Genomic DNA, 22,071 nt, shown 5'->3' with positions numbered 1-22,071 from the left:
AGCGGGACGCTTCATGGGAACGCGCCGGAACGTGTTGCCGCTAATATTCCGTACTACGCGGCCTCATGCCCTCAAAAATGCCGAATACGAGATTACGACGCCGAGCGAACGAACGTCACCGGGCACGGCGACGAGAGGAGGACCTCCTGCGCGACGCTCCCGAAGACGGCTTTCCCGGTCGGCGACCGACGGCGCCCGCCGACGACGACGCGGTCGGCGCCGACCGCAGACGCCGTCTCCACGACCCCGTCGGCGTGGTCGCCGACCGCGCCGCGGACCGTGTGCGACACGCCGGCCTCGGTGAGCGCCTTCGAAATTGCCCGCGTCGTCGTGTGTCGTTCGGCGACGGCGTCGGGTGTCGATCCCTCGCTCGTCTCGTCGACGCCCAGCCGCGACCTGGCCTCGTCGAACTCCTCGTCGGTGAACACGTGAGTCACCACGATCTCTGCGCCCGCGGGCTCCGCCACCGCGATGGCCTCCTCCGCGAGCTGTTCGGCCCGCTCGTCGTCTTCCGTTCCGACCGCTAGCATGACTGTCTTGATGCTCATACGTCCCCTTCGTCCCCCGCGGGCTTAAAAGCAACGAATAATTAACTCGGTTCTGAATAAACTTTCTCACCGATCGATCCTGACACTCGCCGGATCGACGGCGACGCCGCTCGAAACGCCTCGAATCTGTCAAACATCGGTCTCAAAGAAAGCGAGCTCGTCGTTCAGTAGTCGGGGGCGTCGTCCTCGACTTCGCGCTTCAGCGAGTCGCGCCGAGACTTCGCGTCACGGCCCGTCGCCTCTAGGAGGAAGTCGTTTTTCGCGTCGACCGCGTCCGCGGCGGCGTCGGCGTTCCCCTCCGCGATCACGTCTTCCGCGGGCCGTTCCTCGAAGTGGACCGCGAGCTTGTCCTTCTTGCTGCCGTACTCGGCCGCACCAGCCACAATGCGGTCGAACACGGGGTTGTCGGGGTCCTCGACGACGTACAGCTCGTGGCCCTGCCACTCCTCGGTGTCGGTGATGTCGCCGAAGTACTCCTCGACGGAGCCTTTCAGGTCGGGCATGCGGTCGTCCAGATGCTCGCCGCGGCGCATCTTGTACTCCTTCATGCCGCGTTCGTTCGACAGGGGGCCGTAAACCAGTTTCGTCACGGGGTCTTCGTCCGGTTCGCCGGCGGATCGAGATCGCGGTCGGCCGCCCTCGGAGGAGGAAGCGCTCCCGACGAGTCCTCGTTTAGCTGAATAGGCGGTAATCCCCCTTCCTCAACGAGCAGCGCAGTCCGCCCAAGCGGACAAGCAGCGCAGTAGGGAGGGGATACACCGCCGTCATCGTCTCTCAGACACGTGCTTGTTGCCGGATCACAGGCCCACGGGGAGACTACTTTCACTCCGGACGGCTAGGGTTGATACGTCTGTCACGTCTCTCTCGAAGTGCGTGGAATGAACTACAACTACAGGTATCGCCTCAAGCCAACCGAGCGCCAGCGCGAGACGTTAGACTACCACCGCGATACCTGTCGACAACTCTACAACCACGCCCTGTACCGGTTCAACCAGATCCCCGAACACGAGGGCACCGTTAAACAGCGTGTGCGGAAGATTCGTGACGAGCTTCCTGACCTCAAAGACTGGTGGGATGCACTCACCGACGTGTATTCGAAAGTACTTCAGCCCACGGTCATGCGGATTGCCAAGAATATCACCGCTCTCGGGAAGCTCAAAGAACAGGGCTACACCGTCGGTGAACTTCGGTGGAAGTCGCCTCGGGAGTTTCGCAGTTTCACCTACAACCAGTCTGGCTTCGAACTCGACAAGAAGGGTGGTCAGACCGTGTTATCTCTGTCGAAACTCGCGGATATCCCCATCGAACACCACCGATCGCTGCCTGACGACGCCACAGTCAAGGAAGTCACGCTCAAACAGGAGAAAACCGGCGAGTGGTTCGCTATCTTCGGTATCGAGATGGACACAGACCCGCCGGCCAAGCCACCGTTGGAGGATGTTGGCACTGACGAGATGGTCGGGATCGACGTGGGCATCCTGAAATATGCCCACGACACTGACGGAACGGCAGTCGAATCGCTCGACCTCTCGGAAGAACGCGACAGACTCGAACGGGAGCAACGGAACCTCTCACGCAAAGAGTACGAGTCGAACAACTGGGAGAACCAACGTCGGCGTGTCGCTGCGTGTCACCAGAAAATCAAGCGCAAACGGCGTGATTTCCTGCACAAACTCTCGAACTACTACGCTCGGGAGTACGAACTGGTGGCCGTCGAAGACCTCGAGGTCAAAGGGATGCTCGAATCACCGCGAAACAGCCGCAATACGGCGTCAGCGGCGTGGAATACCTTCTCCGACATGCTCGAAACGAAGTGTGAGCGTGAAGGCACGTATTTCGCGGAAGTTGGACCCGAAGGAACCACCAAAGAGTGCGCTCAGTGTGGCGTCGAAACCGACAAGCCGCTGTGGGTGCGTGAACACTCCTGTCCAGCCTGTGGTTTCAAGGCGGACAGAGACGCAAACGCGGCGTGGAACATTCTTTCTCGCGGACTCACCAAACTAGGAGTGGGCTACTCCGAAGGAACGCCTGTGGAGACTGCGCTCCCTGCGGACACTGCGGTTGTGTCTGCAAAGCACGTCGTAGAAACAGGAAGCCCCTGCCTCAAGGAGCCGCCGAAGGCGGTGAGTAGGCAGGGGTAGTTCACATCGGTCGCTCGTCGACGTACCCTCGCTTGCACTCGGGACAGATGTCGCCCGCCCGCATGGAGTTTCCGTCGGCCGCGCGGGTCATCTCGCACTCGGGGCAGTAGTACTCCGTCGTCACCTCCGAGGTCGACGTCTCGAGGTCGGGACTGTTTCCGTGAGTGATCCCAGCACCCTCGTCGACCGCGCCGGTCCGGGCCACGCCGTTCGCCTCGCCCGCCGCCTGTGCCGGTGCCTCGACGTACTCCGCGTCCTCGTCGTCGGCCGGCGGATCGGCGGCTTCGGGCGTGAGCCCCCCGCCGAACTCCACGTCGCCGGCGTCGCCCTCGCCCACCTCGGCGCTGAACCCCTCGTCCTCGCCGCCGTGGTCAGGCCACGGCGTCGCCTCGCCGTCGCCCCCCTCCGACTCGTCCACGTCGGGCCACGCGCCCCGCTCGCGGTCGTCCGCGTCCTCGCCCTCCTCGTCGAGGATCACGCCGTCGTCGGTCTCGGCGCGCTCCTCGTCGGCGGGCGCGTCCTCCGTCTCGGCCTCCGGGTACGCCGCGTACTCGCCCTCGTCGCGTTCGAGGCCGTCGCCGGCGGTGGAGTCGCCGTCGTCGCCGCTCCCCGACGGCCCGTCGTCTATCAGCTCCGCGCCGTCGCTCTCGGCTGCCGCGTCCGCCTCCTCGTCCGCGTCCGCCTCAGACGGGGCCGGCTCGCTCGACCGGCTCGGCTCCGCCCCTGCAGACCCGGGGTCGACCGGCTCGGGATCCGCCGAGTCGTCCGTCCCGTCGTCGGTGTCGCCGATGTCGTCGTTGATGATCACGGCGTCGTCGCCGCCGGGGTCGTCGTCGATCCCGACCGCGGCCGCGGTCCCCGCGTCGGTCCCGACTTCGACGCCGCCGGAGCCCCCTTCGTCGACGCCGGATCCGGGCGTCTCGTGCCCCGGGCCGGTGTCGGGCCCCGTCGGCTCGCTGCCCGCGGCGGTGGCCTCGTCGGTCAACTGCTCCATCGTCGTGACCTCGGTGTTCTCGCTGACCACCTGCGTCTCACCGCAGCGAGCGCAGGTCTTCACCTCGGTGACGGTGGTGACGACCTCGTTCCCGTCCTCCTCGCGCTCGCGCCGTAGTTCGGGCTCGTCGAAATCGTGCCCGAGCAGACATCTGAGTCCCATTATGCCCATCCTGCGGTTCCGAGGGTAAAAAACGCCCCGTCCGGCGTCAGACGTTCGGCGCACGTCGCCCCCGCGCGCGGTCGTTCCGCTCGCGTCCTTTCCTGCTCGCGGTCACTCGATCGCGTCTCGTCTCGCTCGCGGTCGATCCGATCGCGTTACCCAGACTCTTTGTGGATCGGTCGCGTACCACTCGATCGTCTATGCCGACCGTATCCTACCAGGGAGAAGAGATCGAGTGCGAGGAGGGTGCAGTGTTGCGCGACGTGTTGGCGGAGGCCGGCCTCTCCGTGTACAACGGCAAGATGAACCAGCTTAACTGCCGGGGCGCGGGGTCGTGCGGTTCCTGTGCGGTCCAGGTCGACGGCGAGGTGAGCGAGCCGGACAAAAAGGAGAAGGCCCGACTCTGGTTCCCGCCGCACCACCCGAGCCACGACGTGCGTCTCGCGTGCCAGACGAAAGTCGAGGGCGACGTCGAGGTGACGAAGGGCCGGGGGCTCTTCGGGCAGCATATCTGACCGGGCCGTCGCGCTGTTCTCCTCTTAAACCGGTGCGCTCGGGCCACCGCTCGTCGTCGCCGCTCGGGACCGTCCGTGACGTTCGGATCGATCGACGGCGGCGACGCTCAGTGTCGTAATAAGAACCCGCGTCGGACGTGAATCCGGGGACGGGCAGAAGTCTCGTTGTCGCGTGTCAGAGTCGCGTTCGGCGTCAGCCGGACCGACCCACCGTATCGGATCGGCTTACTGCCGAACGACGTTGGACGCGCGCGGCCCCTTGGGCGAGGACTCGATGTCGAACTCGAGCTCCTGGCCCTCTTCGAGGTCCGGCCCTTCGACGTCTTCCATGTGGAAGAACACGTCGTCGTCAGCGTCGTCAGTCTCAATAAATCCGTAGCCGCCAGTGTCGTTGAAGAAATCAACCTTTCCGGTCGCCATTGCATCCTAACGGACGCCTCAGTAGGGCATAAGGATTGCGAGTGTCGAGTTACCACGGCTGTAGGCGAACGTTCGTCTCCGAAATATGCGGTTATCGAGACGATCGGTGACCGCACGTCCGACCTCGACCCCCCTTCTCGACCGATCCGTCGGTTCCCTCGATCCGGCGAGCGCGGTAGTCGCCGGAGAGACGTTTATGTTCGACCGCGGCGATCCACACGCCGTGTTCCGATCCCTCCGCGAGAACGGACCCGCGCTGCTCGTGCCGGCTGCGTGGCTCGTCGCCGCCGCGACCGTGCTCGGCGCCGTTTCGACACACGCGCTGTTCGTCGCGCACGTCGTCATGAGCGCCCTTCTCGTCGCGTTTGTCGTCGCCTCGTGGCGCGAGATGGGGAGTGGCGTGCTCCGGGCGTGGAAGCTCGTAATCGTAGCGGGCACGCCCGTCACGCTCGCGGGCGTCGCGGGGTTCCTCGCGCTCGGCGGAACTCTCGGTCTCCGGCCGGACGCCCTGCTCGCGGTTTCCCTGTACGGTTGGGTGCTCCTCCCCGCGGCCGGATTTGCGTACACCGGGCGTCGCGTCGAGGCGGGTGTGAGGATCTACGACCTCGGAGCCGCCTGCTGTGTCGCCGGCGCGGTCGGCGTCGCACTGGCGCCCTCGTCGACGTGGACCGCGGTCGCGCTCGCGGTCGTCGGCGCTGGCCAGACCGTCGGTATCCTCGACGCCACGCTGCGGTACTGACTCATCGGTGCCGCGGCCGGGTATGTCGTATGAGATCACCACACAATATCTAAGTCTCCGGTCCGTAGAAGTGCCATGATCGACCTCTGGCCGGCCTACCTCGCGGTCACGGGAGCGCTGCTGCTCGTCGCGCTGGGGGTCGGACTCCGCGTGCTCCGCGGAATCGTCCGCGACGCGCGCGACCGGCAGCGGCGTCGGCGGGCCGGGGAGATGGAGAAGTACACGGATGACGAGGAGTACGGGCGAGGACCGCCGACGGGATCCGGAGACGATCGCGGGGAGGCGGAAGGCCGAGGCGATTCGGACGACCCGAACGACTCGGCTGCAACGTGTCCCCAGTGCGGAGCGGACAACGAGTCGGGCTTCAACTTCTGCCGCCGCTGTGCCGCGCCGCTCCGCGTCGGCCCCTAGTTCGCGGGCTTCGAGGTGCATCTCGGAAGGGTCCAGCGAGGTGGACAGCGTCACTCCCGAAGCGTATCGAACGTCCGATAGGAAAGCCACGACAGATCCCGAGCCGAGAGGTATTCAGCGGCTTCCACCCAGGAGAGACACTCTCGATACGATGCCCAGTCGTCCAGCCAAGGGTAATCCGAGCCGAGCATGAGCCGCTCGGGACCGAACCACGACAGGAGTTTCCGGATGAACATCCCGGCTGTCTCGTACGGCCATGCGTCCCCTGACGCCCTCGGAATCGAGCTCACCTTGACGTAGACGTTCCCGTGCTCTGCCAGCGTCTCGATATCGGTCCAGGGCGCTTCGTCGGAGCCCATCCCCTCGTCAGGCCAGCCCATATGTTCGAGGACGAACGTGACATCGGGATTGGCCGCTGCGAGCGTGGCGAGCGTGGAGTACTGTCCGGGTTTCGCGAGGACGAACACGGCCGCATCCTGCGCGGCGAGCTCGTCGTACAGCGGGTCGAGCGCGTCGTCGGCGATCCAGTCCGCCTGCCGATCCATCTCGCCGGGCGTCTCCCCGTACTCGAAGGCGGCGTGGAACCGAACCCCGAGCATTCGTTCGTGATCAGTTACGCGGCGAACAGCCTGTCTGAGGTCCGGTTCGTCTTGGAAGTAGTCCATGACACCGACGCCCCACAGCCGCTCGGGATGGGCTTCGATCGCCCGGAGCGTGTACTCGTTGGCTCGTTCGTCGCGGCCGTAGATCGACGTCGGCATCAATACTCCTTCGTCGATCTCGGCCGCATCCATGTCGGCGACGAGATCTGTGTGGGGATACGGACCAGACCACTCTGGCGGGAGATCGGCACTGTACCAGGGTAAGTCAGCGGTATCGGGCCCCCAGACGTGAGTGTGTGTATCGACCAGGCGCATACGACTGCAGTGGGCGATCAGGTTTGTATAGCTATGGCGTGCGTATCTCTGTGGGCCCAGCGTCGTCGTCGTCAGTTCCGGACCCAGGTTCTGATTCCAAGCGCGTGTACCACCACGCCCACAGCAGCAACACGCCCTGCAACGGGAGCCGCGCCCACGCCACCGCGCGGGCGACCCCCGAGAGACGGTTGGGAGCGAGATCGGCCGCCACGTCGTCGGTCGCCATGTACACGTTCGCGGGGAAGACGGCGCCGAGAAGCGCCATGATCCCCCACGCCGACCCGCGTCGTGTTCGATCGCAGGCGACGCCGAACCCCAGCCCGACCTCCGCGATTCCGGAGAGATACACGAGGGCACGAGGCTTCGGAAGTCCGGGCGGGACGACCCGCGCGAACGCCTTCGGCGCGAGGAAATGCGTGATCCCCGCGATGACGTAGGCCGCGCTCATCGCGTACCGAAGCGGGCGCTTCCGGCGGGCGATCGGTCCGTCGTCGGGATCGTCGAGGTCGCGTCCGTCGTCGCTCACCCGCGTGGATAGTGATGGACGACTAATGAGCGTTCCTCCCCGTGGAAGTGGGACGGATCGGTGTTCACTCGGGGCTCGTGAGATCTGTCGGCAGGAAACTGCCGCCTCCCCGATTTGAACTCGCCGAGACGCTCGCCCTCGCTCCGCTCGGGCTCGCGATTCGTCTGCTCAAATCGGCTCGGGGTCGTTTCTCCACCCGCTCGCTGCGCTCACGGGTTCAGAATATGCCGCCTCCCCGATTTGAACGGGGGACAGCTCGATCTTCAGTCGAGTGCTCTCCCAATCTGAGCTAAGGCGGCTCGCACTCGGACCAACGCCGATTCGAGACAAAAGGATTTCGAAAGGCGGCGGACGGATCGAACGCGGACTCATCGTCGGCCTGCCATCACTTGACTGCGCTTCGTCGCTGATGACTCGTTTTCGCGCTCGCAGGAATCAGATATTCTTGCTGGTGATCTGCGGCCCCGGCAGCGACCGTCCCCACCGAAATCGGGCCGGTGATCCCGCCCGTTGGTCTACTCGATGTCCGACCACGAGCACCACCACGAACGTGTCGACGCCACCGTCGACGACCGGGCCGCCTGGGCCCGTCGTCGTCGCGAGGGGATCCCCACCGACGAGAACCTCCTCGTCGTCGCCTGCATGGACGAGCGAATCCCGATCGAGGACGCGCTGGGAATCGAACTCGGTGACGCGCAGGTGTTCCGCAACGCCGGCGGCAAGGTCACCGACGACGTGATCCGGTCGGCGGCGCTCACGACGAACTTCTTCGACACCGATGAGATCATCGTGATCAACCACACCGACTGCGGGATGATGAGCGCCCCCGACAAAGCGGTTCGCGAAGGGCTCGAAGCACAGGTCGGCGATCTCGACGGTACCGACCTCGATCCCGCGCTGCCGGCGCTGAACATCGGTGACGCCGACCTCATGGATTGGGTGAAGATGACCGACGACATCGACGAGGCCTGCGCCGCGCAGGTCGCGTACCTCCGCGAATCGGCGTTCATTCCCGACGACGTGACTGTCACCGGCTACGTCTACGAGGTCGAATCCGGCGAACTGCGCCGTCCGGACGAGCGCCTCGCCGAGGCGATCAGCGAACGACGGGATTGAGCTCGAACACGGCAACCGGGGCGTCGCCCGCTTCACTCCCTACTTCGAATCCGCTCCACTGCTGCTGCTCGCGGTATCGCTCGCAGCAGCAGAATGGGACCGCCCGGATTCGAACCGGGGTCACGGGCACCCAAGGCCCGGAGTATACCACTAACCCACGGTCCCGCACCCATACGTACCCGCATCGGCCGGTAAAGCGTTTCGTTGCGCGGGCGGGTTTCACTCCTCGTCGTCGCGCAGTTCGAGGTCGGCGACGATCTGGTAGGGGTCGGTCCCCTTCCGGATCGCGTCGAGCATAAAGAACGCCTCGTCGGGCGCGAGGAAGTGCCTCGTGATCCCGCGACCGAGCGGCGTCGGCTCGAAGCCGTCGATGAACTCCCACTCTAGCAGCTTGCCGATCGCGTGTTTCGTCGGCACGTCGCCGATCATGCGGTCGTTGAGCCGCTTGGCCTTCTTGCCCGCGACGACGACGTTCGCCAGCGTCTCCTCGACCGCGGCGGTCTCGTCGTAGTGGGTCGCCACGTCCTCCATCTCGCCTTTGAGGAGGGTGAACGCCACCTCGTCCTCGGTGCGGTCCATGGAGTTGTGGTAGACGCCGTCGGGCTCGACGAGGAGATAGACTCGGCCGCGGTCGTGGTAATCCGGGCGTCCGGCCCGGCCGAGCATCTGGGAGAACTCCTGGACTGAGAGCCACTCGATCCCCATCGCCAGCGAGTCGAAGATCACCTGCGAGGCGGGGAAGTCGACGCCGGCCGCGAGCGCCGCGGTGGTGACAACCGCCGAGAGGTCCTGGTTCCCGAACTGTCGCTCGACCGTCTTCCGGCGCTTGTAGTCGAGGCCGGCGTGGTACGGCGCGGAGTCGTACCGGAGCTTCCGGCTGATCTCGTGGCAGCGCCGCCGCGAGTTCGTGAAGATGATCGTCTGCCCGCGGTACCCCTTCGACGACTTCGTGTCGAACTCCCGTTTCACGAGCTTGTCGGCGATCTGGGCCTTCTCGCGGCTGTCCGCGAAGGTGACGTGGCGTTCGATTGGGACGGGGCGCTCCTCGTACTCGATGAGCGTCGCCCGGAGCTTCTCGGCGAGCCACTCGGGGTTCCCGACCGTCGCGGAGAGGTAGACGAACTGGGTGCCGTCGTACCCCGAGTGCGTCTCCATCCGGTTCTCGCTGTAGTACTTCAGCCGGGAGATGAGCCCGTCGAGCCGGTGGCCGCGCTCGCCCTCTTTGAGGGTGTGGACCTCGTCGATGACGACGGTGCCGACGTCGCCCAGATCCTTTCCGGTCCGAAGCGCGTGGTCGATCCCCTCGTAGGTGCCGACGATCACGTCGGCGTTCGGGTCGAAACGGTTGCCGTCGTCGTTCACCCGCGAGGAGCCGACCCGGATCGAGACGTTCAGCAGGTCGCCGTAGCGGTCCTCGAAGTCCTCGTGCTTCTGGTTGGCGAGCGCGACGAGCGGGACTAAGAAGAGGAGCTTCCCGTCGCCTTTCAGCGCCCGGTCGATCCCCGTCAGCTCCCCGACGAGGGTCTTCCCGGTCGCGGTCGCGCTCACGACGAGTTGGTCCTTCCCGTCGAGGAGGCCGTTCCGGACCGAGAGACTCTGGACCGGAAGCAGCTCCTCGAAGCGCCCTTGGAGGTGCGCAGAGAGGTCCGTGTGGAGATCCAGGTCCTCGGTCCGGACCGGCGAGACGTCGTCGACGTTCGCGGAGACCTCGTCGTACTTGGTGAGGTCGGGGTCGAGCCCGCCCTGCAGGAGGTTGACGATCCGGTCCAAGTCGCCGGACTCGTAGAGGAGCTCTTCGAGTCGCTCCTCGGCGGCGCCCGTGAACTCGCCTTTGTACGACAGCTCGCGTTCCAGCTCCCGGCGGGCGCAGTCGCGGCAGATCAGCTCGCCGTTGTGTTCGATCGCACTCTCGCTCGTGATCGGGCCGTACCGCCCGTCGCCCGCGCAGCGCCGGCAGGTCCGGACTGCCGTCGCCTCAAGCTGGTAGCCGTCAAGCATCTCCTTCAGCCGCGTCCGGTTCTCCGGCGAGGTCTGCTCGGAGATCCGGATCCGCCCGGCCGCGCGGGCGAGGTCGACGAACTCGTCGGGCTGGCGGGGCTGGTCCTCGCCGTCGCGGATCACGCGGAACTTCCCCGGCCGCGGGCCTGCGGAGGTCTCCTTGAGTTCGAGCCGCCCGCGGAGCACCCGGTTGCCGTCGCGGTTCGCGACGACGGTGTAGTCGCTCCGCGCCTCGTGGAGGAACAGCGTCTCGACCTCGGCCAACTGCTGTGACACTGCCGTTCGGTACGCGAGCGAGGTATTTCAGGAGTTCGGCTCGGCGCGCGCGGCTCACGACTGCGAGAACCGCGCCTCGAAAAGGGTCCGCGGAGTTACGAGACGAGCAGCTCCTCGCCGCGGTCGACCGTGATCCGGCACGGCGGCGAGAGCTTGTTGTACGCGCGGCGGAACGCCTCCTTCACGACGGAGGCCTGCTCGACGTCGCAGTACGCCGTGAAGACGATGTCGTCCTTGTTGAGCCGCGCGGCGGTTCCGACCGGCTTGCCGAACGCCTGTCGCATCCCGTCGGAGACGCGGTCCGCGCCGGCGCCGGTCGCCTGCTTGTTCTCCCGGATGACTTGGTGGGGGAACTTGCGGAGGGTCATCTTGTAGTTGCCCTCGCCGAGCTCCTTGATGAGGTGGCGGTTCGCCGAGAGCCGGGAGCTCTCGAGCGAGCCGTGTCGGATCTGGAGCTCCTCCTCGACGCGGAGGCTGATCTGGACGGGGTAGTCGTCCGGCTCCGCGGAGAGGTCGCCCATGTTGTGCTGAGCGATCTTCGAACCGGGAATGCCCGTGATGTATTCGCGGCGGGTGTACGACGGCTTGTCGATCGTCCGATACATAGAGGCGGGTTTGTCAGACATGGCTACTTGTCCGATGTAGCCGGTGCTGCGGCGATAAAGCCTTCGATAGTGAGGCGTCGTCACCCCGTTTTCGGGCCGTTACTCGCCTCAGTAGTCCGCGTTACGCGTTATCACTCTACTCGATCACTCCTCGGGCGTCGGTTCGAGCGCGACGTGGTCGAACCCGCGGTCCGCGAGCCGCTCGGCGGCCCGATCGGTTATCGAGGGCGCGACGAGGACGCCGCGGACCGTGGGTGGGTCGTCGCCGTGCTCCTCTCCCCCCAACTCCTCCTTGAGCGCCCGCACGTACCGGGCGAGCTGCCCGACCGCGTCCGGGCCGACCCGCCGGCGTTTCAGCTCGACGACGACCGGGGTGCCGTCGGCGTCGACGCCGAACACGTCCATCGGGCCGGCGCTGGAGGGGCGTTCGGTCTCGCGCGGCTCGAACCCCGGTTCGACGAGTTCGGGGCGCTCCAAGATTCGGGTCCGGAGGTCCTCCTCGCTCCCGTGGAGCGTGAGGTCGCGCCCGCCCGTGACGGCCATCGCGGAGAGCTGGTGGACTCGCTCGAAGCGGACCATCAGCGTCTCGTCGGGGTTAGTTCTGGTGGAGCGCACGCGGAGCTGCCCCCCGCGCACCGCGGCGTGGTGTTCAGACCCCGGCGGCTGCCAGTTGACCGGCTGGCGCCCCTCGTCGGTGTGGACGAGGGCAGCGCCGTCGGGCTTCAACACGAGCAGCCGGTCGCCGGCGCCCAGATCGGAGGCGGCGCGCCCCTCGTAGCTGACGGTGCAGCGGCCGAAGACGCTTATCAGGTCGCCGCGCTCGAAGGCGTCCTCCAGCTCCCAGAGGGCCTCGCGGTGGCTCGGGTCGTGGACGCTCGTGACTGTCACTACGAGTCGTACGTGATTGTCGCTCAAAAAGGGCGCGAGGGCGAGGTGTGTGGAGGTCGGTTTTACGTCGTTGTTGTCGACGGTGGTGGAGTGCGCTACGGGATCGATGCTGCTGTCGATCGCTTATAAACCGTTCCTGCCGACGGCCCGGTGAACTCCTCCAAAGCCCCAGCCGGCGAGGTGAGCGCACGCTCGCTGCGGTCCTCAGTCGGTCGCTAGCGCTCCCTCCTTGCGGTCCTTGTGTCGCCTGCGCTCGCCTCGCCGGCTGCCCCTTTGAGTCCCGCCCGACCGCAACCGCCCCGCACCTCACGCCTCCCCAGCCTCGTCGGGGCGGCGCTTATAAGCGCCGCCCCGACTCCCTCGCACCGTCGGTGAGCGACCCTCTGGGCCGCTCACCGGGGCGCGCCACCGCACTTCGAGTTATAAATGACGCCGCTGCCTTACGTCCCGTGCTCCCAGCTGTCCATGTACTCGCGCTGCTCATCACTGAGCTCGTCGTACTCGACGCCCTCGGCGGCGAGCTTGATGTCCGCGACCTCGCGGTCGAGCTCGTCGGGCACGTCGTGGACGCCGGGCTCGTAGCGCTCGCCGTTCTCCGCGAGTTCGCGGACGACGACCGCCTGCACGCCGAAGCTCTGGTCCATCACCTCGACCGGGTGGCCCAGCGAGATGGGCGCCGCGAGGTTGACGAGCCGCCCCTCGGCGATGACGTTCAGCACGCGGCCGTCGGGCATCTCGAACCCCTCGACGCCGTCGCGGACCTCGTAGCGGTCGACCGCGAGGTCGTCGAGGTCCTCGAGGTTGACCTCTACGTCGAAGTGGCCCGCGTTCGCGAGGAGGACGCCGTCCTCCATCTCCTCGAAGTGCTCGCGGGTGATCACGTCGCGGTTACCCGTCGTCGTGATGAACACGTCGCCCTTCTTCGCGGCTTCCCGCATCGGGAGGACCTCGTACCCCTCCATGTGGGCCTCTAGGGCCTTCCGGGGGTCGACCTCGCAGATAATGACGTTCGCGTTCTGCCCGGACGCCTTCTTGGCGACGCCCTTGCCGCACTGGCCGTAGCCGCCGACGACGACGTTCTTGCCGGCCCACGAGAGGTTCGTCGTCATCGCGATGGTCGCGAGCGAGGACTCGCCCGTGCCGTGGACGTTGTCGAACAGCTGTTTCATCGGCGTGTCGTTCACGGCGAAGACGGGATAGTGGAGCTCCCCGTCGGCGTCCATCGCGCGCAGCCGGTCGACGCCGGTGGTCGTCTCCTCGGCGCCGCCGACGATGGAGTCGATGAGATCCGGGTACTCCTCGTGGACCAGCTTCACCATGTCCATCCCGTCGTCGACGGTGATGGTGGGCTCGTGGGCGATGCAGGCGTGCATCGCGTCGTAGTACGCCTCGTCGTCGACGTCCCGGACCGCGTAGGAGGTGATCGACTCGTGGGTGTCGAGCGCGGCCGACACGTCGTCGTGCGTCGAGAGCGGGTTACACCCGGTGATCGCGACCTCGGCGCCCCCGTCGGCGAGGAGTTCGACGAGGTTCGCCGTCTTCGCCTCGACGTGCATCGCCATCGCGATCGTCTCGCCGTCGAGCGGCTGCTCGTCGACGAACTCGTCGCGGAGGGAGTTCAGAATCGGCATGTGCTGGAGCGCCCAGTCCATCTTCCGGCGGCCCTCCTCTCGGGCCGCTTCGACGTCCGAGAGGTGCTGTGACACCGGCGGATACGAAGTTTCGCTCATACTCTCCGGTTCGCTCACGGCGCACTAAACCCTGCCGACACCGAGCGCATCCGGAAAAAGAAGCGTCAGCGATACGCGAACCGGGCCGGCGCGAGACGCGCCGTCAGTTCTGCGGACCGTTACCCTGTCCGTTGCTCGGACCGTTTCCGGCGTTGCCGTCGTCAGCGCCTCCGTCGTCATCGTCATCGTCGTCGTCAGCGTCTCCGTCGTCGCTGTCATCGTCACCGTCCTCACCGTCATCGTCACCGTCGTCGCTCTCCTCGGCGTCGTCCGCTTCCGTTTCCGCGTCGTCGGCATCGTCGCCGTCGTCCGTTTCGTCCTCGTCGTCAGCATCGTCGCCGTCGTCATCGCTGGGCCCGGCGTGATCCGGCGGTCCGCGTTCCTCGTCGTCATCGCTCTCGTTCGCGTCGTCGCCGTCGTCACCGCTTTGGCCCGCGTGGTCCGGCGGTCCCTGCTCGCCGTCGCTATCGTTGCCAGGTCCGGCGTGATCGGGCGCGTTACCGGGGCCGTCGTCCGCGTCGCCTGCGTCGTTTCCGTTGTCCGCGTCGTTTCCGTTGTCGGTGTCGCTTCCGTTACCCGCATCGCTCGGGCCGCCCGGGTTCCCGGCGTGATCCGGGGCGTTCCCCGGGTTGTTCTCCGTCGCGAAGTCGGAGACAGCGGCACCGATGCCGCCCTCGCGGTCCTGCAGACGGTCGACGAAGTCCTGCACGAGCCGGCCGAAGGGCTGGTCCTCGGCCTCGTCACCCTCCACGAGCAGGTCGACCGTCGTCGAGACGGAGTTGTTCTCGTACTCGGCGGTCACGTCGACCGTGACGTTCTCGTCGGCGGAGTCGAGGGTGACCGTACCGTTCTCGTCGGTCTCGTAGTCGCCCGCGCCGGCGTAGGTGACGTTCTGGCCGTCGGCGGTGGAGACGTTCACCGAGGCGTTCTCCGCGGCCTCGCCGTCGTCGGTGACCGTGACGACGGGCTCACCGCTGGTGTTCTCGACCTCGAGCGCGAGTCCTTCGGGGGTCTCGAGATCGACCGTCTCCGTGACGGAGTCGTTCTCGTACTCGGCGGTCACCTCGATCGTCACGTCCTCCTCGGTGGCGTCGAGGGTGACGCTGCCGTTCGCGTCCGTCTCGTACTCGCCCGCGCCGACGTAGGTGTCGTTCTCGTCGGCGGCGGTGACGTTCACCGAGGCGTTCTCGACCGCGGTGTCGTTGTCAGTCACCGTCACGATCGGCTCGCCGCCGGTGTTCTCGACGTCGAGCTCGAGGCCGTCGGGGACCTCGAGGTCGGCCGTCGTCGAGGCGGTCTCGTTCCCGGAGGCCGCCGCGACTTCGACCGTCACGTTCTCCTCGGGGGCTTCGAGGTCGACGGTGCCGTTCGCGTCCGTCTCGTACTCGCCCGCTCCCGCGTACGACTCGTTCTCATCGACCGCGCTCACGACCACGGTGGCGTTCTCCACCGCGGTGTCGTTCTCGGTCACCGTGACCGTCGATGTCCCGTCCGCGTCTTTGTCGACGGCCACGCCGAGTTCGCCCTCGGCGGCCGCGACGCCGGTCATCGCGCCGAGCGCGACGACCGCGATCAACAGCAGGCCAATCGTGCGTTTGCTCATGTGCATCCGGTCCGTGGCAGCGTTATCCTATAAAAAGGGAACTCCGTTAAGCCGGTTTAAACCGGATTGTATTCGGGTCAACGGCGCTGACTCGGCCGTTCGTGGATTCGGCGAGATCGGACGGTTAATCGCTCCTGATCGATGCCGGTTCGGGCTTGATAGCATCGGTCCGCGGCTCGGGCGCGCTCCGATCACGATCGATGATTTCGGTGGCGAATCAGGCCGGGAGTGAGTGTTGCAGATCGGTTATGGCAAGAGCATATTTAAAAACATACAAGCGATAGCGACGATCGCTTATAAATAACGACGCGGTGGCGCGCCTGCGAGCGGCCGCCACCGGCGGCCGCGAGCCAGCCCGCGAGGGACGCGGTGAGCGCTCGGAGAGCGCGAACCGCGAGGCTGGGGAGGTGTGAGGCTGCGGTGCGGTTGCGGGCGGGCGGGACTCAAAGGGGCAGCCGTGAGGGTGAAGACGGGCGACGTAAGGACCGCAGAAACGAGCAACGCGAGTGACGAGGACCGCAACGAGCCCATCGAGCCCTCACGGCTGGGGCTTTGGAAGCGTTCACCGTCGATCCGCAGCCAGCAACCACGTATAAACAGCCGACAGCAACACCACTCGATCACTTATAAACAACCGATCAACCGAATTGATACACGTACTTCCGCTCTCGCTCACGATCACCCAAAACGCCTAATCACTATTCGTCGACCCGATCGACGAGGTCGCTCGCGGCCGCCGCCGCCCGCTCCTGAACCGCCTCGGCGTCGAGCGTCAGCACCTCGCGGTCGCGCATCAGGACCTCGCCGTCGCAGACGGTGTGGCGCACGTCGCTCCCGCGCGCCGCGTACGCGAGGTGCGAGACGGGGTCGTGGACCGGTGTGAGGTGCGGGGCGTCGAGGTCGACGACCGCGAGGTCGGCGGCCGCGCCCGGCTCGATCCGGCCGCCGGGGAGACCGAGCGCCTCGGCCCCGCCGGCGGTGGCCATCTCCACGACCGCCGCGGCGGGCACCGCGCTCGCGTCGTCCGCGGCGAGCTTCCCGAGCATCGCGGCGTCGCGCATCTCGTCGAAGACGTCGAGGTCGTTGTTCGAGGCCGCCCCGTCGGTGCCGAGCGCGACCGTGACGCCCGCCTCGCGGAGGCGCTGGACCGGGGCCATCCCGCTGGCGAGCTTCATGTTCGAGGCCGGGCAGTGGACGATCGCGGTCCCCGCGTCGGCGAGCCGGTCGATCTCCGAGCCGTCCAGGTGGACGCCGTGCGCGAAGAAGTCGTCCGGGCCGAGCGCGTCGATATCCTGCGCGTACGCGATCGGTCGCTCCCCGCGCTCGTCGACGATCGGGTCGACCTCGTCGGTCGTCTCGTTCGCGTGGAGATGGACCGGAATCCCCGCCTCGCGCGCCTCCGCGATGCCCTCGCGGAGGTACTCCTCGCCGACCGTCGTCAGCGAGTGCGGCATGAACGCGGTCCGGATCCGGCCGTCCGCGGCGCCGTCGAGCGCCGCCGCGACCTCCAGGCCCTCCTCGACGTCGGCGCGGGCGTCCTCCGCGTCCTTCCCGACCGTGACGACGCCGTGGCCGAGGCGCGCCCGAAGGCCCGCGCGGTCGACGGCGTCGGCGACGCGGTCCATCGCGAAGTACATGTCCGCGAAGGCCGTCGTCCCCGACCGGATCATCTCCAGCACGCCGAGTTCGGCGCCGGCCTCGATGTCGTCGGGCGTGAGTTCGGCCTCGGCCGGCCAGATGTCCTCGCGCAGCCACGGGTCGAGGGGCTTGTCGTCGGCGTAGCCGCGCAGGAGCGTCATCGCGACGTGGGTGTGGGCGTTGACGAGCCCCGGGATCACGAGACCGCCGTCGGCGTCGAGGGTCTCGTCGGCCGTCCCGTCGACGCTCTCGCTCGCCGCGTCCTCTGGCGTTTCGTCGTCGACCGCGACGATCGTCCCGGCGTCGCGGTCGACCAGTACGTCCGACTCGGTCACGCGGCCGTCGGAACGGAGCACCCGTCCGCCCGTCACGCGAAGCGTGTTCATGGCTCCCGATTCCGGCCGGCGGACCTAACGCCTTCCGTTCGCTGGCGGCGCGGGCGGTGGGGGCGGTGGGGGCGGAGCGAGCGACGCGAGCGACACGGGGTGCGCAGTCGCCCCCGCCCGCCCCGCCGGCGCCGCCTCCGAACGTTCTTTCCCCGCCGACGCCGGAGTTCGCCCATGGCAACCGACGCCCAGCAGGCGTGTTTCGAGGCCGGGATCAAGTTCGGCTCGCTGTACCACCAGTTCGCGGGGACGCCCGTCAGCCCGTCGAGCGCGCGCAGTCTGGAGGCCGCGATGGCGGAGTCGATCGAGAACCAGCCGTTCTGCGAGTCGGTAACCGTCGAGATCAGCGACGACCGGGTCGCCGACGCGATCGACCACGAGAACGGCTACACGGAACTCACGGGCTCGCTGATGGACGTCGAGATGCGGATCGCCTACGAGGGCGTGACCGTCCGAACCCGGATGGCGATGCGCGACGGCTACCCGCTGATGGAGCTGGTCTCGGTCGACGACGAGGCGGACGGAACCGACGAGAACGGCGCGATCAATTGACCGTCCAGTCGCATCCCGATTCTCTTAGTGTCTGTACGTTACTTTGAGGAAGGCTTTAGTATACGCTACCAAAATCGGTATGATATGCCCGATCCAGCAAATGGAGAGGCTGTTGAGAGCACGAGCCGACGACGGCTACTCGGCCTCCTTGGCGGCGGGGCGGCGGTAAGCCTCGCCGGCTGTTCCGATCAGGAGCCCTCCGACGGCAGCGACGGTAACGACACCGACGGCGAAGACGGAACGGACGGCGAAGACGGCGAGGACGAGCCCCAGCGCACCAACGCCGACAAGGCGCAGGCCGCCTGGGAACGCGCCGTCAACAACCCCCTCCCGGAGGACGAGGAACTCCGACAGGAGGCGTACATCGAGATGGAGGAGGCGGTCCGCGACGACGCCGCGGTCATCCCGCTGTATCACAGCCTCACCGAGCGGTTCTGGTACGACTACGTCGACGTCCCGCTGACTGGCGCGCTCGGTTCCCACTGGCAGCAGCTCAACACGACGACCGTCGAGGGACAGAGCGAACTCAACCTCATCGCCAGCACGTTCGACGAACTCGACCCGATCATGTCGACGGACACGGAGTCCTCCCGGGTCATCACGCAGATCTACGAGAACCTGACGTCGTTCCCCAACGGCGTCCCGGAGGTCGAAAACCAGCTGCTAGCGGAGTACGAGGTCTCCGAGGACGGCACCACGTGGACGTTCACGCTCCGCGACGACGTCCAGTTCCACGACGGGACCCAGATGACGGCCCAAGACGTGAAGTACTCCTGGCGCCGCACCGTCGAGTCGGAGAACTCCGAGCGCGCGGGCTTTACGCTTAACCAGCCCGTCGGTCTCGGCATCGACGCCGAGACGGACGACGACGGCAACGTCGTCGCCGACTCGCTCGCGATCGAAGTCGTCGACGACCGGACCATCGAAATCCAGCTCGTCGGTCCGAATCCCGACGTGCTCGACGTCATCGCGTACAGCAGCTTCTCGGTCATTCCCGAGGGGTACGTCGGCGATATCGACGGGTACGACGGCGAGGTCACTCACCAGGAGTTCTCGACCGAAGTCGCGAACGGTACCGGGCCGTTCGAGCTCGACGCGTTCAACGTCGACGAGGATGTCACTGTCGTCCGTAACGACGACTACTACGGTGAGGTCGCGAGCGTCGAAGCCGTCAACTGGGAGATCATCGAAGACAGCCAAGCGCAGTGGACCTACGCCCTCGAACAGAACGCCGACATCTTCGAGATGCCGACGTTCGCGTACGAGGCGGACGCCGTCGACGCTGAGGCCGACGACCGCGGCCGTCAGGTCGGGACGTACGGCCCGGCGGGCGAGCTGAACGAGGAAGTCAACTACGTCGGCGTCGCCGAGATCAGCACGTACTACTTCGCGTTCAACGTCTCGAACACGGAGCGAGCGGCGCGTCAGGCGATCGCGTACGTGATGAACAAAGAGCAGATCGTCCAAGAGGTGTTCGCCGGCCGCGGCACGGCGGCCTACACGTTCCTTCCGCCGGCGATCTGGCCCACCGGGAACGACGGCTACAACGACTTCCTCGACGCGTATCCGTACAGTCTCGGCGAGAGCGACATACAAGGCGCGCAGTCGGTTCTCGAAGAGGCCGGCATCACGCCCGACGATCCGGTCGATGTGACGCTTACGACCTACGAGAGCGAGGTGTTCCAGACGGCCGGCGAGCTCATTCGCGACCTGATCTCCGGCACCGGGATCAACATGTCGCTGGAGACGTCGCAGTTCTCCACCCTGCAGAGCCGCGGCGAGGACGGCGATCTCCAGATGTACAGCCTCGGGTGGATCTGGAGCTGGCCCGCCGTCCCGTACGGGATGTTCCAGCTCGAACCGCGCAACACCGACACGTCGACGATGCCCACCGAGACCAACGGCTTCTACCTCGACTGGCAGACCCTCCTCGAGGAAGAAGCGGAGTAGAACCGCTCGACCTCCCGCTATCGAAGCACTTAGTTATTGCACGAGACACCCTCCAATATTGAGCCGATCCATGCCCACCACGACCCCAAGAGACCGTAAGATACCATGAGCCGTTGGGAGTACTTCGTCAAGCGGCTCCTGCTCACCGTCCCGGTGTTGTTCTCCGTGTTGACGTTCCTGTTCATCATGCTCCGGGCGGGGCCGATCGATCCGGTCGCCGCGCGGCTCGGCCCCCAAGCGGGCGCGGCGGACAGAGAACAGCTCCGGGAACGGCTGGGGCTCAACGACCCGCTGTGGGAACAGTACGTCGACTTCATCACCGACTTCATCACCTTCAACTTCGGCCAGTCGTGGGTGGTTCAGGCCGAACGCGACATCCTCGATATCGCCGTCAACGCCGCGCCCGCGACGCTCTGGCTGGGGTTCTGGGCGATCCTGCTGCCGCTTTTCATCGGGATCCCCCTGGGCTTCTACGCCGGGCTCAACCCCAACACCCTCGGCGACTACGCGGCCTCCCTCGGCGGTATCGTCTGGCAGGCGCTGCCGAACTTCTGGCTGTGCGTGATCGCGCTGGCGGTGCTTCGGCGCACCCGTGAGGGCGGCGAGCTGCTCGGAATCAACTGGTACACCCTCGGTCCGGACTTCGCGGCCCGAAACATCAGCATCACCGGCACCCCGAGGCTCGAGTGGATCTCGACCACTGACGTTCTCATGTTCCCCCTGCCGTACATCAACGACTGGACGGCGCTGGCGATCGACATCAAGCTCATCCTGCCGCCGGCGCTCATCCTCGGGTCGGCGTCGATGGCGGCGGAGCTCCGAATCGGGCGGACCGCGATGCTGGAGACGGTCAACTCGAAGTTCGTCGAGACCGCGAAGGCGAAGGGGCTCTCCGACCGGGTGATCGTCTGGAAGCACATCTTCCGGAACGCCCTGATCCCGCTGCTGCCGGTCATCACGAGCGAGGCCTTCCTCCTCATCGGCGGCTCCGTGATCGTCGAACAGATCTTCAACATCAACGGGCTCGGGCGGATCTTCTTCCAGGCCCTCACGCAGGGCGACCTGCCGATGGCCGGGGCCTTGCTGTTCCTCTTCACGGTGATCATCTTGGGACTCAACATCCTCCAGGACTTCCTGTACACCGTCATCGATCCCCGCGTGGGGTACGACCAATGAGCACGAGACAGAGCGATTCCACGGACGAGTTCGAGGAACCGGACGACGACACGCTGTTCCGAGATCGCATCCGAGAGAACCCGCGGCCGGCGCTGGTGTGGCTCGCCGGGCTCGCGTTCCTGCTCTTGCTCGAGATCGGTCGCGTGTTCGCCGGCGTCGGTCAGGTGTTCGGAATCGTCGGGTTCACCGTCGAGATACTCGCGAGCATTCCGACCTCCGTCGGCGGCAACGTGGCGGGGACGCTCGGCTCCGCGGCCGGGTTCGTCGCGACCGCTCTCACGGCGATCCTGATGGCGCTCGCCGTCACGGTCCCCGTCGCCGGAAGCGTGCCCGACGGCGCCGTCGACGTCCTCGGGTTCGACCTCTCGCGCCGGGGTCACCGCTGGGCGAAACGCGCTGAGCTGACGTTCGTCCTCGTCGCCGCCGCCGGGCTCATCGCGTACACGCCGGTCGGCGGCGCGTTCTCCGCGCTCGTCGGCGCGATCACCGGCGGGGCCGACGCGCTCGCGTCGTCGCTCCCCTCGATCACCAGCCGGGAGCTGATCCCGAACGCGGGACACCGGCTCCCCGGGGGCGGCTGGGAGGGGACGTTCCTCGGCCTCTCGCCGGCCGTCGCGTGGGCGATCCGGACGGGGCTCGTGTTCGCGTACGCGACCGCGTTCCTCGCTTGGCTGTGGCGCGGCTTCGACGTTTACCGGACGCACTACCGGCTCGCAGACTGGACGCCGCGAGACGACACGGTCCGACGCTTCCGGAACAACTACCTAATTCAAGGAGAGA

20 protein-coding genes, 2 tRNA genes and 1 pseudogene are annotated in these 22,071 nt (G+C 66.6%); 9 read left to right on the top strand and 14 right to left on the bottom strand.

The genetic code is table 11. The features are described 5' to 3' along the window. Positions 1-92: 92 nt before the first annotated feature. Positions 93-548 carry a universal stress protein gene (locus tag ACP96_RS02750; RefSeq protein WP_050032055.1) on the bottom strand — a complete coding sequence of 152 codons (456 nt, stop codon included), beginning with the start codon at positions 546-548 and terminating at the stop codon, positions 93-95. Positions 549-712: 164 nt separating this feature from the next. Next, positions 713-1,096, bottom strand: coding sequence for a DUF5611 family protein (locus tag ACP96_RS02745; RefSeq protein ID WP_050026139.1), 384 nt, complete (start codon positions 1,094-1,096; stop codon positions 713-715). 330 nt (positions 1,097-1,426) lie between these two features. On the opposite strand from ACP96_RS02745, the gene ACP96_RS02740 reads away from it, so the two are divergent. After that, positions 1,427-2,689 carry an RNA-guided endonuclease InsQ/TnpB family protein gene (locus tag ACP96_RS02740; RefSeq protein ID WP_050032053.1) on the top strand — a complete coding sequence of 421 codons (1,263 nt, stop codon included), beginning with the start codon at positions 1,427-1,429 and terminating at the stop codon, positions 2,687-2,689. A gap of 1 nt (position 2,690) precedes the next feature. Here ACP96_RS02740 and ACP96_RS02735 read toward each other — a convergent pair whose 3' ends face one another. Next, complete coding sequence (locus ACP96_RS02735; protein WP_050032052.1) at positions 2,691-3,845, bottom strand: DUF7093 family protein; 1,155 nt, start codon at positions 3,843-3,845, stop codon at positions 2,691-2,693. 200 nt (positions 3,846-4,045) lie between these two features. Between ACP96_RS02735 and ACP96_RS02730 the strand changes: the two genes are divergently transcribed. Continuing rightward, the gene (locus tag ACP96_RS02730; RefSeq protein ID WP_050026112.1) at positions 4,046-4,360 is read left to right on the top strand and encodes a 2Fe-2S iron-sulfur cluster-binding protein; all 315 of its coding nucleotides are present in this window, start codon (positions 4,046-4,048) and stop codon (positions 4,358-4,360) included. A 225-nt stretch (positions 4,361-4,585) separates the two neighbouring features. On the opposite strand, the gene ACP96_RS02725 is transcribed toward ACP96_RS02730, so the two are convergent. After that, positions 4,586-4,780 carry a cold-shock protein gene (locus ACP96_RS02725; RefSeq protein WP_004048101.1) on the bottom strand — a complete coding sequence of 65 codons (195 nt, stop codon included), beginning with the start codon at positions 4,778-4,780 and terminating at the stop codon, positions 4,586-4,588. Between the two features lie 196 nt (positions 4,781-4,976). Here ACP96_RS02725 and ACP96_RS02720 point away from each other — a divergent pair, with 196 nt between their 5' ends. Together ACP96_RS02720 and ACP96_RS02715 are read left to right on the top strand one after the other, a co-directional pair. Continuing rightward, positions 4,977-5,519, top strand: a complete 543-nt coding sequence (locus ACP96_RS02720; protein WP_050026114.1) for a hypothetical protein — start codon at positions 4,977-4,979, stop codon at positions 5,517-5,519. Positions 5,520-5,594: 75 nt separating this feature from the next. Further along, entirely contained in the window at positions 5,595-5,930 is a 336-nt protein-coding gene (locus ACP96_RS02715; RefSeq protein WP_050032050.1) for a zinc ribbon domain-containing protein, read from the top strand. Between the two features lie 50 nt (positions 5,931-5,980). On the opposite strand, the gene ACP96_RS02710 is transcribed toward ACP96_RS02715, so the two are convergent. The 3 genes from ACP96_RS02710 to ACP96_RS02700 all read right to left on the bottom strand — a co-directional run bounded on the left by ACP96_RS02710 (position 5,981) and on the right by ACP96_RS02700 (position 7,672). After that, positions 5,981-6,847 carry an amidohydrolase family protein gene (locus tag ACP96_RS02710; RefSeq protein ID WP_050032048.1) on the bottom strand — a complete coding sequence of 289 codons (867 nt, stop codon included), beginning with the start codon at positions 6,845-6,847 and terminating at the stop codon, positions 5,981-5,983. A 31-nt stretch (positions 6,848-6,878) separates the two neighbouring features. Then, positions 6,879-7,373, bottom strand: coding sequence for a DoxX family protein (locus ACP96_RS02705; RefSeq protein WP_202593902.1), 495 nt, complete (start codon positions 7,371-7,373; stop codon positions 6,879-6,881). Positions 7,374-7,598: 225 nt separating this feature from the next. Continuing rightward, positions 7,599-7,672, bottom strand: a tRNA-Phe gene (locus tag ACP96_RS02700). Positions 7,673-7,895: 223 nt separating this feature from the next. On the opposite strand from ACP96_RS02700, the gene ACP96_RS02695 reads away from it, so the two are divergent. Next, positions 7,896-8,489, top strand: a complete 594-nt coding sequence (locus tag ACP96_RS02695) for a beta-class carbonic anhydrase (RefSeq protein WP_050026118.1) — start codon at positions 7,896-7,898, stop codon at positions 8,487-8,489. 94 nt (positions 8,490-8,583) lie between these two features. On the opposite strand, the gene ACP96_RS02690 is transcribed toward ACP96_RS02695, so the two are convergent. From ACP96_RS02690 to ACP96_RS02660, 7 genes are all read right to left on the bottom strand, one after another. After that, positions 8,584-8,654: transfer RNA gene (locus ACP96_RS02690), tRNA-Pro, on the bottom strand. Positions 8,655-8,708: 54 nt separating this feature from the next. Then, a complete protein-coding gene (locus ACP96_RS02685) occupies positions 8,709-10,763 on the bottom strand; it encodes a DEAD/DEAH box helicase (RefSeq protein ID WP_050032046.1) in 2,055 nt (684 codons plus the stop codon). A gap of 95 nt (positions 10,764-10,858) precedes the next feature. Continuing rightward, positions 10,859-11,389 (bottom strand): 50S ribosomal protein L16, encoded by a 531-nt coding sequence (locus tag ACP96_RS02680; RefSeq protein WP_012659307.1) that lies wholly within the window; start codon positions 11,387-11,389, stop codon positions 10,859-10,861. Between the two features lie 123 nt (positions 11,390-11,512). Continuing rightward, on the bottom strand, positions 11,513-12,256 hold the full coding sequence (nucS, locus tag ACP96_RS02675; protein ID WP_050032045.1) for an endonuclease NucS: 744 nt from the start codon (positions 12,254-12,256) through the stop codon (positions 11,513-11,515). 440 nt (positions 12,257-12,696) lie between these two features. Then, complete coding sequence (locus ACP96_RS02670; RefSeq protein WP_050032044.1) at positions 12,697-13,986, bottom strand: adenosylhomocysteinase; 1,290 nt, start codon at positions 13,984-13,986, stop codon at positions 12,697-12,699. A 103-nt stretch (positions 13,987-14,089) separates the two neighbouring features. Continuing rightward, positions 14,090-15,589 (bottom strand): hypothetical protein, encoded by a 1,500-nt coding sequence (locus tag ACP96_RS02665; RefSeq protein ID WP_050032078.1) that lies wholly within the window; start codon positions 15,587-15,589, stop codon positions 14,090-14,092. A 698-nt stretch (positions 15,590-16,287) separates the two neighbouring features. Continuing rightward, positions 16,288-17,613 carry an amidohydrolase gene (locus tag ACP96_RS02660; protein ID WP_050032042.1) on the bottom strand — a complete coding sequence of 442 codons (1,326 nt, stop codon included), beginning with the start codon at positions 17,611-17,613 and terminating at the stop codon, positions 16,288-16,290. 174 nt (positions 17,614-17,787) lie between these two features. Between ACP96_RS02660 and ACP96_RS02655 the strand changes: the two genes are divergently transcribed. From ACP96_RS02655 to ACP96_RS02640, 4 genes and pseudogenes are all read left to right on the top strand, one after another. Next, entirely contained in the window at positions 17,788-18,165 is a 378-nt protein-coding gene (locus ACP96_RS02655; protein WP_050026137.1) for a dihydroneopterin aldolase family protein, read from the top strand. An 84-nt stretch (positions 18,166-18,249) separates the two neighbouring features. Continuing rightward, on the top strand, positions 18,250-20,115 hold the full coding sequence (locus ACP96_RS02650; RefSeq protein ID WP_050032041.1) for an ABC transporter substrate-binding protein: 1,866 nt from the start codon (positions 18,250-18,252) through the stop codon (positions 20,113-20,115). Positions 20,116-20,220: 105 nt separating this feature from the next. After that, entirely contained in the window at positions 20,221-21,291 is a 1,071-nt protein-coding gene (locus tag ACP96_RS02645) for an ABC transporter permease (RefSeq protein ID WP_050032038.1), read from the top strand. Continuing rightward, positions 21,288-22,071, top strand: a pseudogene (locus ACP96_RS02640) (ABC transporter permease); the annotation flags it as partial. The gene ACP96_RS02645 and the pseudogene ACP96_RS02640, both read left to right, overlap by 4 nt.

Origin of the sequence: Halorubrum halophilum (assembly GCF_000739595.1) — an archaeon.
GTDB lineage: Archaea > Halobacteriota > Halobacteria > Halobacteriales > Haloferacaceae > Halorubrum > Halorubrum halophilum.
This window is presented reverse-complemented; position numbering and strand designations above follow the sequence as displayed.

What these genes read in the sequence shown, in the direction of transcription:
- ACP96_RS02745 (WP_050026139.1), bottom strand. Translation starts at nt 1,096, where the DNA reads ATGAAGGAGTACAAGATGCGCCGCGGCGAGCATCTGGACGACCGCATG.
- ACP96_RS02735 (WP_050032052.1), bottom strand. Translation starts at nt 3,845, where the DNA reads ATGGGACTCAGATGTCTGCTCGGGCACGATTTCGACGAGCCCGAACTA.
- ACP96_RS02750 (WP_050032055.1), bottom strand. Translation starts at nt 548, where the DNA reads ATGAGCATCAAGACAGTCATGCTAGCGGTCGGAACGGAAGACGACGAG.
- ACP96_RS02710 (WP_050032048.1), bottom strand. Translation starts at nt 6,847, where the DNA reads ATGCGCCTGGTCGATACACACACTCACGTCTGGGGGCCCGATACCGCT.
- ACP96_RS02680 (WP_012659307.1), bottom strand. Translation starts at nt 11,389, where the DNA reads ATGTCTGACAAACCCGCCTCTATGTATCGGACGATCGACAAGCCGTCG.
- ACP96_RS02720 (WP_050026114.1), top strand. Translation starts at nt 4,977, where the DNA reads ATGTTCGACCGCGGCGATCCACACGCCGTGTTCCGATCCCTCCGCGAG.
- ACP96_RS02715 (WP_050032050.1), top strand. Translation starts at nt 5,595, where the DNA reads ATGATCGACCTCTGGCCGGCCTACCTCGCGGTCACGGGAGCGCTGCTG.
- ACP96_RS02645 (WP_050032038.1), top strand. Translation starts at nt 20,221, where the DNA reads ATGAGCCGTTGGGAGTACTTCGTCAAGCGGCTCCTGCTCACCGTCCCG.
- ACP96_RS02655 (WP_050026137.1), top strand. Translation starts at nt 17,788, where the DNA reads ATGGCAACCGACGCCCAGCAGGCGTGTTTCGAGGCCGGGATCAAGTTC.
- ACP96_RS02660 (WP_050032042.1), bottom strand. Translation starts at nt 17,613, where the DNA reads ATGAACACGCTTCGCGTGACGGGCGGACGGGTGCTCCGTTCCGACGGC.
- ACP96_RS02670 (WP_050032044.1), bottom strand. Translation starts at nt 13,986, where the DNA reads ATGAGCGAAACTTCGTATCCGCCGGTGTCACAGCACCTCTCGGACGTC.
- ACP96_RS02650 (WP_050032041.1), top strand. Translation starts at nt 18,250, where the DNA reads ATGCCCGATCCAGCAAATGGAGAGGCTGTTGAGAGCACGAGCCGACGA.
- ACP96_RS02725 (WP_004048101.1), bottom strand. Translation starts at nt 4,780, where the DNA reads ATGGCGACCGGAAAGGTTGATTTCTTCAACGACACTGGCGGCTACGGA.
- ACP96_RS02740 (WP_050032053.1), top strand. Translation starts at nt 1,427, where the DNA reads ATGAACTACAACTACAGGTATCGCCTCAAGCCAACCGAGCGCCAGCGC.
- ACP96_RS02730 (WP_050026112.1), top strand. Translation starts at nt 4,046, where the DNA reads ATGCCGACCGTATCCTACCAGGGAGAAGAGATCGAGTGCGAGGAGGGT.
- ACP96_RS02695 (WP_050026118.1), top strand. Translation starts at nt 7,896, where the DNA reads ATGTCCGACCACGAGCACCACCACGAACGTGTCGACGCCACCGTCGAC.
- ACP96_RS02665 (WP_050032078.1), bottom strand. Translation starts at nt 15,589, where the DNA reads ATGAGCAAACGCACGATTGGCCTGCTGTTGATCGCGGTCGTCGCGCTC.